Source organism: Aequorivita capsosiphonis DSM 23843 (assembly GCF_000429125.1).
GTDB lineage: Bacteria > Bacteroidota > Bacteroidia > Flavobacteriales > Flavobacteriaceae > Aequorivita > Aequorivita capsosiphonis.
In genome coordinates this window covers 325,382-338,431 of sequence record NZ_KE386849.1, presented here as the reverse complement: position 1 = coordinate 338,431, position 13,050 = coordinate 325,382, and the positions used below count along the sequence as shown (strand labels likewise).

General features: G+C 35.3%; 12 protein-coding genes. 9 read left to right on the top strand and 3 right to left on the bottom strand.

Features of this window, described 5'->3' with window-relative positions; all coding sequences use genetic code 11:
• Nucleotides 1–23: 23 nt before the first annotated feature.
• From G440_RS0117070 to G440_RS0117060, 3 genes are read left to right on the top strand one after another with little or no spacing between them, the layout of a single operon-like run.
• Entirely contained in the window at nt 24–1,277 is a 1,254-nt protein-coding gene (locus tag G440_RS0117070) for a nitrous oxide reductase family maturation protein NosD (RefSeq protein ID WP_084426859.1), read from the top strand.
• Complete coding sequence (locus G440_RS0117065) at nt 1,264–1,974, top strand: ABC transporter ATP-binding protein (RefSeq protein ID WP_026452400.1); 711 nt, start codon at nt 1,264–1,266, stop codon at nt 1,972–1,974. Before G440_RS0117070 ends, G440_RS0117065 begins: the two co-directional genes overlap by 14 nt.
• Nucleotides 1,967–2,749 carry an ABC transporter permease gene (locus G440_RS0117060; RefSeq protein ID WP_026452399.1) on the top strand — a complete coding sequence of 261 codons (783 nt, stop codon included), beginning with the start codon at nt 1,967–1,969 and terminating at the stop codon, nt 2,747–2,749. Before G440_RS0117065 ends, G440_RS0117060 begins: the two co-directional genes overlap by 8 nt.
• A 171-nt stretch (nt 2,750–2,920) precedes the next feature.
• On the opposite strand, the gene G440_RS0117055 is transcribed toward G440_RS0117060, so the two are convergent.
• On the bottom strand, nt 2,921–3,643 hold the full coding sequence (locus G440_RS0117055; protein WP_026452398.1) for a Fic family protein: 723 nt from the start codon (nt 3,641–3,643) through the stop codon (nt 2,921–2,923).
• Nucleotides 3,644–3,934: 291 nt separating this feature from the next.
• Nucleotides 3,935–4,348: a DUF6326 family protein gene (locus tag G440_RS0117045; protein WP_026452397.1), complete on the bottom strand. Its 414-nt coding sequence runs from the start codon at nt 4,346–4,348 to the stop codon at nt 3,935–3,937.
• A gap of 342 nt (nt 4,349–4,690) precedes the next feature.
• Between G440_RS0117045 and G440_RS0117035 the strand changes: the two genes are divergently transcribed.
• From G440_RS0117035 to G440_RS20840, 6 genes are all read left to right on the top strand, one after another.
• A complete protein-coding gene (locus G440_RS0117035; protein WP_026452396.1) occupies nt 4,691–6,493 on the top strand; it encodes a hypothetical protein in 1,803 nt (600 codons plus the stop codon).
• A 1,619-nt stretch (nt 6,494–8,112) separates the two neighbouring features.
• The gene (locus G440_RS0117030) at nt 8,113–8,505 is read left to right on the top strand and encodes a hypothetical protein (RefSeq protein WP_026452395.1); all 393 of its coding nucleotides are present in this window, start codon (nt 8,113–8,115) and stop codon (nt 8,503–8,505) included.
• Between the two features lie 2 nt (nt 8,506–8,507).
• Nucleotides 8,508–9,770: a hypothetical protein gene (locus G440_RS0117025; RefSeq protein ID WP_026452394.1), complete on the top strand. Its 1,263-nt coding sequence runs from the start codon at nt 8,508–8,510 to the stop codon at nt 9,768–9,770.
• A gap of 4 nt (nt 9,771–9,774) precedes the next feature.
• Nucleotides 9,775–10,683 carry a hypothetical protein gene (locus G440_RS0117020; protein WP_026452393.1) on the top strand — a complete coding sequence of 303 codons (909 nt, stop codon included), beginning with the start codon at nt 9,775–9,777 and terminating at the stop codon, nt 10,681–10,683.
• 362 nt (nt 10,684–11,045) lie between these two features.
• Nucleotides 11,046–11,603, top strand: a complete 558-nt coding sequence (locus G440_RS0117015; protein WP_157418052.1) for a hypothetical protein — start codon at nt 11,046–11,048, stop codon at nt 11,601–11,603.
• Between the two features lie 199 nt (nt 11,604–11,802).
• Complete coding sequence (locus G440_RS20840; protein ID WP_026452391.1) at nt 11,803–12,339, top strand: HNH endonuclease; 537 nt, start codon at nt 11,803–11,805, stop codon at nt 12,337–12,339.
• Between the two features lie 459 nt (nt 12,340–12,798).
• On the opposite strand, the gene G440_RS0117000 is transcribed toward G440_RS20840, so the two are convergent.
• Nucleotides 12,799–12,981, bottom strand: coding sequence for a hypothetical protein (locus G440_RS0117000; RefSeq protein WP_157418050.1), 183 nt, complete (start codon nt 12,979–12,981; stop codon nt 12,799–12,801).
• Nucleotides 12,982–13,050: the final 69 nt, after the last annotated feature.

Here is a 13,050-nt window from a genome sequence, read left to right as displayed (position 1 = left end):
GCAATAGATAATAATAATCTATTTTGAAAAACAAACATTATATATTCTCCCTTTTAATCCTATTGCTATCCATCACAAATGTATGGTCAAGCACCATAACAGTATGCTCCACGTGTAGCGTCAAAACCATTCAAGAAGCGGTAAACCAAGCTTCGGAAGGTGATACCATTTTGGTGAAAAAAGGAATTTATAAGGAAGCCAATATAAAAATTGACAAAGGCATCACTTTAATTGGTGAAGATCTGCCTACAATAGATGGAGAAGAAAAAGGAGAAATCATAACCATTGGCGCAGATAATGTTACCTTGGACGGGTTTAAGATCATCAACGTTGGCGTTAGTTATACCACAGATTATGCTGCGGTAAGAGTTGTAAACAGCGAAGGTTTTACCATTCAGAATTTGGAGTTGGAAAAACTTTTCTTCGGAATTTATCTGCAAAAAGCCAATAATGGAAAAGTACTGAACAACAAGGTTAGGGGAGAGGCCGTAACCGAATTCAATTCAGGAAATGCAGTTCATTTATGGTATTGTAAAAATGTTGAGGTACGCGGGAATGATGTCCAAAATGTCCGCGATGGAATTTACCTTGAATTTTCAGATAATATAACCATCGATGATAACTTCAGTAAGAACAATGTCCGTTATGGTCTTCATTTTATGTTTAGTAATAATAATACGGTCACCAACAATGTATTTGAAACCAATGGCGCCGGAATTGCCTTGATGTTTTCAAAATTTATGAAGGTGGAAAATAATATTATTAAGAAAAACTGGGGCACGGCAGCCTACGGTTTACTGTTGAAGGAAGTAAACGATGTGGATCTCAAAAACAACATCTTTCTTGAAAATACGGTTGGCATCACGGTTGAAGGAAGTAACCGACTCGTGTACTCCAACAACGATTTCACAAGTAATGGCTACGCAATACGAGTGAAAGGTGCGTGCTACGCCAATCAAATAATAAAGAACAACTTTTTATATAACTCATTCGATATTTCCTATAATGGAAGAATCAACGACAATAAATTTGATAACAATTACTGGAGCAACTATACGGGTTACGATCTAGACAAAAACGGAATAGGCGATGTGCCCTTCCGTCCGGTAAAATTGTTTTCATATATAGTGAACCGCACCCCGGAAACCATCATTTTACTGCGAAGTCTTTTTATAGACATCATAGATTTTTCTGAAAAAGTTTCCCCAGTATTCACACCAGACGATTTATCGGATGAAAATCCAAGAATGAAACTCATAGACCATGATAGAAATTAAGGATTTACATAAAAAATTCGGAAAGAACGAGGTGCTAAAAGGTATTGATCTTTCCATTGGTGAAGGTGGAATCTTCTCCATTCTAGGACCCAATGGTTCTGGAAAAACCACGCTTATAAAATCAATTTTGGGAATGGTGATACCCGATTCAGGTGAAATTTTGATCAACGGAAAATCCTTAAAAAACGATTTTAAATACCGCGATAAGATTGATTACTTGCCACAAATTGCCAACTTCCCAGGAAACTTAAAAGTGAATGAGCTTATTGCCATGATCAAAGACTTAAGAGCTGGTAAAGCTACCAATGACGAGGAGCTGATAGATTTATTTAAGTTGCAGCCCTTTCTCAATAAAAGATTGGTAAACCTTTCAGGAGGTACAAAGCAGAAAGTAAACCTCGTGCTTACGTTTATGTTTGATAGCCCCTTGGTAATTCTCGATGAACCTACCAGCGGCCTGGATCCTATTTCACATCTGCGATTGAAAAACTTGATTTTTGCTGAAAAGGCCAAAGGAAAAACCATTCTTGTAACCTCACATATTTTAAGTTTTGTAGAAGAAATTTCCGATGAGATCGTTTTTATTTTAGAAGGTAAAATTTATTTCAAAGGAACAATTCCAGAACTAAAATCCAAGACCGAACAACTTGATTTTGAACACGCAATAGCCTCCATTTTATCCGCTAGTTATGCTTAAGATACTAAAATACAGTTTTTACGATTTAATGCGAAGCCGTTGGAGCTACGTATATTTCTTGTTCTATTTGCTACTAGGCGTTGTGCTTTTATTTCTTAACAACGACCTGTCCAAAGCAGTGATAACCTTGATGAATGTTATCATCATTCTAGTGCCGCTTATCGGAACCATTTTCGGGGTGATGTATTATTACAACTCCCGTGAGTTTACCGAACTGCTGTTAGCACAACCCGTAAAAAGAAGTTCTATTTTCCTAGGACAATATTTCGGAGTCGCCACCTCTTTGGCAATGAGCTTGATCATCGGCTTAGGCTTGCCCTTTGTGTTCTACGGAATTTTCAATAGCAGCGCTATTTGGGATTTTACCCTACTGCTAATAACCGGTGGTTTCCTGACCTTTATTTTTACAGCTTTGGCATTTGTAATTGCCCTTTCCAACGAAAATAGAATCAAGGGTTTTGGTTATGCCATCTTGCTTTGGCTGTTTATGGCGGTAATCTATGACGGTATCTTTTTAATGTCGCTTCTGTATTTTGAAGATTACCCACTGGATAAATTTTCCTTAGTCGCCACGATGCTGAATCCAGTGGATTTATCACGAGTATTGATTCTTTTAAAACTGGATATCTCAGCCTTATTGGGATATACTGGGGCAGTATTTCAAAAATTCTTTGGAACTAGTTTTGGATTGATTCTATCCTTTGTAATGTTGGTTGTTTGGGTTGTAGTCCCTACTTTCTTTATTTGGAGAATTGCTAAGCGGAAGGATTTTTAGTGGGTTTAGCTTTGTAGTTTTGACAATCTATTAGTTGTGTGTTTCATTATCTAATTTAGCCAATAAAAACTGAATAGATAATCCGCGAGTCGCAATAGCTATCGGGACTTGTAGGTAGGGGAGAATCAAGCAATTTATTAAACGCGAAGGCTTGGTTATTGCTCTTAATTTTTACTTTTCAATTTCAAAATATTTCATTAATTCCATATAATCATCTTGTGCAGATAGGCAGGTGTCGGTCAAATATTCTTTTATTTTTGGATATTCAGATAAACCTCTGTAATAGAAAAACTTAAATTCATCGGCTATTATATATGGAACAACGTTATTCTTTAGGCATTCCTTAAACATTATAAGTCTTCCAACTCTTCCATTTCCGTCTTGAAATGGGTGTATTTTCTCAAATTCATAATGAAAGTCTATAATATCAAAAATTTCAATATTATTTTTTTCATTATAATTTTTCAATAATTTAGTAATGTGTTTTTCTACCTCCTTAGGTTTGGATGTTTCAACTCCTCCAACAATATTGGGTTTTAATTTATATGCTCCAACTTTAAACCATTCTTTTTTTGAATCAGAAGTGTTGAATTTTAAAATTTTATGAAATTCCTTTATGTGTATTTCTGATAGAGGTTCTTTTGCTATTTTAAGCATATAATCAAAACATTGGAAGTGATTTACTGTTTCAACAATATCGTCAATGTTTGCGGTGTTTTCTCCTTCTTCCGTAAAGAAGGTATTGGTTTCATAAATATATCTTGTTTGTTCTTCAGATAATTTACTGCCTTCAATTCTGTTTGTATTGTAAGTAAGCCTTATTTGGGTTTTATGATAAATCCCACCTTTTAGATTGCTCGATTTTTCTTCTTGTAATGTTTCTAAAAGTTTCATTCTTGTAGTTAAATTTTAATAGCGAAGATACTTTTTTCTTCTTACTTTTTTTTTGCGTTATCCTTATCAAATTACGGGCTACGTTTAGTATAACCGCAGTTACGGGTTGATATGCATTAATTTTCGGTTTGGCACTAAAGTTAGCAATTACGCGTGGATTCGGACGCAGTCGAATCCGCCGTAACTGCGGTTATACCTTGTTGGCAACTGGCTTTTATTCTTTCTGCAATTCATTCCAATTCCTTTTCCTCCGAGTTTAGTTTTTATTTCTTAAAATTGATTTTCGCTTATTTACAGTTCTGATTTTTCTTTAGGCCATTTCCAAGCATACCAAACAATTAAAGCAGTAATAATACTCTCTAAAAATGCTAAAAACACGTAAAATAAGTACCATTCATTAGTCGAACTTATTCCTATTACCACCATCATTATCGTAAATAGTATTCCAAATAAAATATTAAGAATTCGGTTTATTTTTGGTTTAAGGAAAATTGAAGCTGCAACCATTAGAGATGGAATCGCCAAAATTATTGATGCTATTAATAATGTGGTTGGATTATCCATAATATTATCGCCCGAAATTAAACTATTAACTTTATCAGGCGTATATAACTCAAAATAATCTCCATATAAGTAGCAGAAAGTTGCGGAAGCCCACAATGAAGCAAGTTTGATTTTGATGTTTACTTTTTGGTTTTCTAACATATTGGTTTGGTCGTTATAGTTTATAAATTCTATCTATTCAAAGGGTTGCCTCGGTTTTTATAAAGTTCGTTTTTTTTCAGCTTGTTGCCAACATCTGGATAAACACCACTGTAGTATTTACTCATACTATATCATAAACGGTTTATCATCAAATATAACACAAAAACCAATTAACTGTACTTTCAGCAATAATCTTCTCTTTCGTTATCCAATTATTTGAAGTTTCAGAAAAACATCCCAAATTTAAAATAAAGATTAAAAAGTATTGTTTATGACTTAAGTCATATTATAACGAATTTAGATTCCTCACATTTACAACTTTTCAATCTAAATTCCATTCAAATGCAGATTACAAGCCCGCACAGTTTCCATATTCCCGTAATGGGAATCGCTTTTACGATCGATTCACCTATAAAAGTTGCTCATTTCGGTATCAATTCTACCCTTTCCATTATTGAAGATAATTTAATAGAGGTAATGCGAAAATATTACTACCAGCAAAATAACGAGACTTATGTTCCTATCTCCCCAAAGGAAGCAGATTCGCGTGCACGTAGAGTTACAGACTACCTCAATTTGATGCAACGGATTGTATCTTCCAAAATGGAGAAACTGAAAACTTCTGCCTTTGAAACAGGTTCAGATATCGTCAAGTATTTTGAAATGCTTCCCGATAATAGTATGTTGAAAGAGAAATATCACGAATGGTTTTCACTTTCAGATCCTGAAGAAAAGGAAACTGCTGAAAAACTATTGCTGGAAAGCCTTGTTCCCGGTGCTATCGAGGTTAATATAATGACCAAAGTGGACAAGGAGCAATTGGACAAGCAGAAACAACCCATAGAAAATGGATCGGATGCCCTCACCGCTTTAAAAGGATATGCGGATTGTGAGTTAAGCAATTCGTCCTTGGTACTTTCCGCTGGAATGAATCCGCGACTGTACAATTATATGGAAGGCTTTTCAGCTTTTGATGCCTACGAATTGGGTGGTTTTCATAAGAAGGTCATCATCAAGGTGAGCGATTATCGTTCCGCCTTAATTCAAGGAAAATATCTGGCTAAAAAAGGAATTTGGGTCAGTGAGTTCCGCATTGAATCCGGACTTAATTGTGGTGGCCACGTGTTTGCAACCCAAGGCTTACTGATGGGACCAATCCTACAGGAATTTAAAGAGAAAAAACAAGAATTGCAGGATAGCCTTTTTGAACTGTATATTCCTGCAATTAGGGCAAAGGGAAAGCCTAGCTTCGATAAACCCCATCCTATAAAAGTTACCTTTCAAGGCGGAATTGGAACCAACGAAGAAGACACTTTGCTACATAAGCATTATCAAGTGGACGCCACCGGGTGGGGCACTCCGTTTTTATTATGCCCAGAAGCTACAACGGTTGATGATAATACCCTGGAACTATTAGCAAAATCCAAAGAGAATGATGTTGTACGTAGCAAGGCCTCCCCTTTGGGAGTGGAATTCAACTACTTAAAAAACACCACCGCGGAAAAGGAGCGACTAGGAAGAATTAACAAAGAAAAACCCGGCAGCCCCTGTACCGAAAAATTATTGGAGTCGAATACAGAATTCACCGAAACCCCAATATGTACCGCTTCCACCAAATATCAAAAACTGAAGTTGGAGCAGTTAAAAACCTTGGATCTTCCAGAAACAGAATACAACCAACAAGTAGAAGATGTTCTTGCCAAAGAGTGTCTGTGCATTGGTTTAAGCAACGCCGCCCCTTTAAGTTATGACGTACCCTTCTTAAAAAAACTAACGGCAGTCACAATTTGTCCGGGCCCCAATATTATAAACTTTTCCAAAACAAGAAGTCTTCGCGAAATGACCGACCATATTTACGGCCGGAACGATATTGTGCAAAACCCTAATAGAGCTTCCATGTTTGTTACGGAATTAAGGCTTTATATCGATTTCCTTAGAAAAGAGATCGGACGAAATACGTCCCCTACCACGCGTGACTTTAAAGCTTGGGAAAAATTCAGCCAGAACCTTTTGGATGGCATTGAGCATTACCGCGATTTGGCATCAAATTACATTATAGCCAGTAAGGTGCAATTTGAACAGGATTTGGAAGATGCTAAAATAACGGTTTCACGCCTGCGGGAGTCTCAGTTGGCGATTGGGTAGGGATTGGATTGAACAGTTCCCAAAATTAAGGCAGCACCGCGATTCATGCTTCAACCTTTTCGGCTTATAATAGACGTATAAACGCTTTTATTCCTTTCGTTTGGAAATGAACCCGGAGGGTTCAAATATCTATAGACACACAGCCGTAAAGGATAGTGCGACCCCAGAGGGGTCGTATTTTGGATGTAACAATAATTCTATAAATATAAATTAAGGCCCAATTAAAAAGATAAAATTCTGTTGAGCCAAAGCTAACAGGCATCCAAAACATTTTTTTTAAATAGCTTGCTATTAAATTGACCATCGAGATTTAACAACTAAAAGGTATGGGTAATCAATTTAATCTACTTGTCAACCTATTAAAGATGAGGGATATCATCTAGCTAATTTCAAAAATTCTTAAACGCTGCGTTCTTAGCGCCTTTGCGGTAAAATAGGAAATAAAAGGTATGCTTCATCAGTCTAACCTAATTGTCAACCTATTAAAGATGAGGTCTATCATCTAGCTAATTTCAAAAATTCTTAAACTCTGCGTTCTTAGCGCCTTTGCGGTAAAATAGGAAATAAAAGGTATGCTTCATCAGTCTAACCTACTTGTCAACCTATTAAAGATGAGGTTTATCATCTAGCTAATTTCAAAAATTCTTAAACTCTGCGTTCTTAGCGCCTTTGCGGTAAAATAGGAAATAAAAGGTATGCTTCATCAGTCTAACCTAATTGTCAACCTATTAAAGATGAGGTTTATCATCTAGCTAATTTCAAAAATTCTTAAACGCTGCGTTCTTAACGTCTTTGCGGTAAAATAAGAAATAATAGGTATGCTTACTCAATCTAACCTACTTGTCAAATTATTAAAGATGAGGTCTATCATCTAACTAAATTCAAAATTCTTAAACTCTGCGTTCTTAGCGCCTTTGCGGTAAAATAGGAAATAAAAGGTATGGGTAATCAATCTAACCTAATGTCAACCTATTAAAGATTTAATCTTACGTCTTATATTTTTTAGTCCCGTTAGCTTTCTGGACGGCCTGTCCGCCGTTGGAGGGTCTTAAGTCTTTATCAGACACGACTAATAAATATATAATCCCTTCGGAATTGGTTCTAAGAAGGCGATTGTCAACCCAACTCAAGCTTTATCCTTTAGAAGTTTATTGTATTCACTTCACTTCCAAGCGCGCTCCCATTTAAAAGTTTTTCAAAAAAAAACGACCAGATTACGGAATCCCGTAAAATATCTCCAATGAGATGTCTTAGGTTTGTCTAAATGGAAATGCCGAAAACCGAGAGAGTAGGCAAAAATTTAAATAAATTCTTATGGCTTTAAAATGGTTTCAATGTAAAAATTGTGCAATTGCAATTAAAAAAGATTCTACCCCAAGCACATTGGGATGTTCCACAAAATCATCTCATAGATGGTCTAGGTTGGGTGATGTGGGAGATATAAATTACAACTGCAAAAAATGTGGCACAGTCGTCCAGACAAAATCAACTCCTTCAACTTTAGGATGCCCTCAAGCTTCAAGTCATTCTTGGAGTAGGTTATAAAACTAGAATTCAATTTGAAGTGAATTACAACTTTTGAACAGATTTTTTAATTAAACTAACTAACCGAAACCATTATGATTACAACCGAACTAAGAAGTCATTTTTTACGCTTATACCAAATAGCCTTTTCTGATGATAATTTTGATGTTTTAGAAATGCAGATGCTATATAGGTTTGCTGAAGACCGTGGATTTTCACGGGAGCAATTAAATGAGGTTTTATTAAACCCATCACACGATTCCTCAATTCCAAAGTCTTTGGAAAAAAGAGTTGAATATTTATATGATCTGGCGATTATGATTTGGGCCGATGAAAAAATCACAGAGGATGAGTATATAACACTCAAAAAATATTGCAGAAAATTTGAGTTTATGGAAGACAATATCACTGAACTGGCTGACTATTTATTAGACAGTGCTAAGAAAGGTTTGCCTAAAGAAGAAATCATCAAAAATATAAACGCATAACTATGGCTGCAATTAATAATTTATTCAAACTAAAAACCAAGGAAGCTACTAAGCTAATTGAAGATGAGACGCAAGAAGCTAGAGAACAGATAAGAATTACCTATTACCAAAGTGGATATGGGGCATCTATAAAGGCGAGTGGAAACCCAACCACCTTCCGTGTAGCATTACATAACCTGTTTAACAGCTTTGAAGAGTTGTGCAGAAAACAATTGAATGAACAGCAACGTTTAAAACAACCCTATATTGAAGCCCAAGAAAAACAAAAAACGGAATTCAAAAAAAGGGAAACCGCATTATCAATATATGAAGATTCAAAAGTAGGTTTAGAGAATGACATTGATAAACATAAATTTGAAATTGTAGATGTAAAACAAAACCCTGAAAAATATGGAATTGACTCAGACAAACGCCCAAAAGCCCAGTTTTATATCGGTCTTTTTCTTTTACTGCCTATAACAATTTATCTTTTCGTGTTTTATATTTCCGCATCTTACTCGGGATTCTTTAAAGATTTTGAAACAGGGAGTCTTACAGCTGCAATCTTCGATGCGAATGCACTAAGTAAAGCTATAGGCGATGGTTGGCTGGAAGCAGTTTTTGTAGGTACAATCCCTTTCGTTTTTATGGGGCTGGGCTATTTAGTGCATATGTTTCAAAAAACAAAAGGCTGGCAGGCTTATATAAAGTTAGCAATGCTTTTCCTTTTAACCTTTGTGTTTGACTTGATTCTGGCTTACTTAATAGAAAAGAAGATCTTCCTATTTGACGCGGTACTTGGCGAAAAATTCACACCAATGGATGCCTTACAGAGCGTTAATTTCTGGGGAATAATATTCGCCGGCTTTATAGTTTATGTAATATGGGGGCTAGTGTTCGATTTTGTAATGAAAGAGCATGAAAACGTGGATAAAGTAAGGGCGTTTATTAGGGCAAAACAAGAGGAAATTAAAAATACAGAGAACAAAAAAAATGAATTAATAGCTCAAATAGAAGGCATTAAGAATGATATTTCCAGCATAAACGGAGCCATCTCTGAACTTCAATCTAAAATCGATGGATTTATCTTTCCAGTGAAGGAATATCTCCATTATCACTATCAATATGTTGAAGGCTGGTATCAAGCAATTAATTCCGAATTACAATTCCCTATCAAACAGTTAGATGAACTGCACATAAAATGTGAAGAAGTAGCAAAAACGCATCTTGAAGTTTTAAATCTGAATAATATGGAGTTTCAAAATTTAGTATTCGAAAAAAATTAATACAATGAAAAAAATATACACTACAATTCTAGTTTTTTCCGCAATGGCTCTTTTGGTTTCTTGTGCGGATGTTAAAAAGGAAAATCAAGAAGCAGTAGCAACTACAGATGTTGTTACCAAACGCGGAAAAGGTGATGATTTAAACATTAGTTTCCTTTTAGATCTTTCAGACAGAATAAATCCAAAAAAATATCCAAATGAATCCATGCAGTATTATTTGCGTGACGTGGGATACATAAAATCTGTTTCAGAGGCATTTGACAGTCATTTAAGGACTAAAAAGGTAAGGGAAATGAATGATAAGATTCAAGTGTTTTTTGATCCGGAACCTAAAAATCAAAACATAAACTCTATTTCCAACGACCTTCGCTATACCGTAAAACGTGAAAATGCTTCTATAGAGCTTTTGGATAAAATTAAATACACCTATGCCAACAAGCCATTAGAGATTTATGATCTCGCCATAAAGGATGACCATTATGTAGGCTCAGATACGTGGAAGTTTTTCAAAACAAAAGTGAAGGATTTCTGTATTGAAGATAATTTTAGAAATATTTTGATCATTCTAACAGACGGGTACATCTATCATAAAGACACTAAAATGAACGAAGGGAATCTAACTACATATATAACCCCCCAAGTAATTAGAACCAATAGACTGAATGATAAAGCTTGGAAAGACAAGATGGTTGAAAAAGAATTTGGTTTTATAGCTGCAACAAAAGGTCTTGAAAACCTGGAAGTTCTGGTCCTTGGCTTAAATCCTGACTCAAAAAACCCTTATGAAGAAGAGGTGATTAGAAAATACTGGAGTGACTGGTTTGATGCTATGGAAGTAGGGCGTTATGATATTAAAACTGCTGGCTTGCCATCAAATATGGACAAGATCATAAAAGAGTTTATTTTAAAATAATGTTTATCTTTTATGATGCTGTAGAGTTCTAACACGTTCCAAAGACACTTTAGACTCGTCTTTATAGAGTTTTAATCTTTTAGAACAATGATGCTGGCAAACCTGATAAAAATCGCCCTAGTAATCTTCCCTCTAGGCCACTGATAAATTTAGGATTATTTGGGCAAATGTGCTCTTACTGCGGATTACCGTAACTTCAGGATGTTGGATTGTAGTATGTTTGATGGCTGAGGGATAAGATGATGTAAAATGTCGGTTGTCGGTTCAGCGCGGGAGTTTGAATCGAATGGAACTTGGTATTGCCACTTGACGCACTCGCAAAAAAAGGAGAAATAAAATTTTATACTAATAAATACAATAAGATGCTTTATATACTCAGAGGAGAAATTTATCGGGAAAAAGGAAAAACCCACGAAACAGTAAAGATTTACAAAGAATTTAGAAATGATAATTTAATAGAGGCAAGAGAAGCCTGTTTTAGTGCCTATCAAAGTTACATGGATGTCTTTCTACAGGGTCTTGGGAAAGAATATATTTCACATAATCAGACGTTAAGATATTTTAAAGATTTTATTAATTCCTATCAGGGACAAACCAAATTAGGATTTCCTTATAATGATTTAGCCATGGGTATAAGCATTTCTTTTGTGCCCGATGATACTATTGAGTATCAAAATGATAACATTATAATTGACAACAAGAAAGAAAGTGTGGTTATTTACAAAGATGAATTTACCATTCACGGATTGGAAAATGAAGGAGATAACGATTTCAACAGCATCTACTTAAGGAACTTAAAACTTGAGCTCGAATTTTACAAAAAGAATAATTTCGAAATCCGAAATGAACTAGATGGATTGGCAAAAATTATACAAACCCCTATTGATCATCATCAATTAGAATTTATGAGGCAGTTATAAGGAAAGCTGGATGTGATGTCTAAGCTTCGTGTGGTGGGAATCAATATGAATGTCTCGGAATTTGGGGGGAGGTACCAGTTTGGGATAGCCACGCGAGTCTCCCGAATCGTCGGGAGCGTGGGATCAGGGAGTTTGGGATTGTAGTAGGCGATGCAATCGCATGGAAGCGGGGATCAATTATTAAAAAAAACGAAAACATATGAATAATAAAGTATCAAACATTGACAGGTTAATAAATTCTGTAGGGACAGAAACCTTTATAAAGTACTTCGAAAAATTTGCTACATCAAGCAGAGATGAATTAATGGCATTATTTGATATTAATAATGAAACTTGGAAAGAAAATAGCAAAGGACAAAAAGCTAGTAATGGTAAAAGGATTTTTGAAGAAAATCTCGAATTAGAAGCTTTGGAGCATATTATTCTAAAAAAGAAGGAAAATAATATTCCTAATGGTTCTTGGGTAAAAGAACGTGCGAGAGAAATATATAGGAGTTATAATCCATCAAGCGAAATACAATCTGAAGTGATAAAACTTTCCCGCACGGAAAAGGAAATACTCGTTAAGTATAGACTTCAACAAGGGAAATTCAGAAAAAGCCTCTTACTTTATTGGGAGGGTTGTTCAATAACGGAATGTAAAAACAGCGCTCTTTTAATAGCTTCACATATTAAACCATATTCAGAGTCAGATGATTACGAAAAGTATGATACAAATAACGGATTACTACTATAACCTACATTTGATAAACTTTTTGATCGTTATTTAATTTCATTCAAAAATGACGGTAGTATTTTATTGTCTCAAAGCCTCGAACAAACAGATTTGGCTAGTCTAAAAATCACAGGAAATGAAATTCTACAACTGAATAAAATCACACCAACAATCCAGAAATATTTAGAACATCACAGACAAAAATTTGAAGATAAAGAACAAAACAACAGCTAAAAATCTTAACCTCAGCGAAAAATAGATTGGCCTCCATCTCTTCGGTACTTTTTCTCTTGCTCTGTCGCGCCTGAGAAAACACTCAGGATCTTAGATTTGGATTGTTATGTATTAGAAATAGGAGATGGAGGTGCCGGTGACTTTTGGGGTTTAAAAAAGGCATCGGCTATAATTAGGCATCTGCTTTCATTTGCTGCTTCTTTGGATAGGCCTTGAAATATGGTTTCAAGTTTCAGGTTTCTTGTTTTAGGTTTGGGATAACCTCATCATTTCTTCTAAGAGGTTTTCTGTGGTTTGGTCTTTTGTTAGGTGCTTTAGGGTGTCTTTTGAGTTTTTCGTCATTTTATATGCTGTGCTCCCAGTCATACGTAGGTCTTCGAAGGTTTTAATAGTGGTTTCCAAGGCGACAATGTTTAATAATCTTCTCATTTGATTGGAGTTTAAATGAGGGGTTCTTGTCTTTAGGAAGGTACTAAAATATTTTATGTATTTCATAGA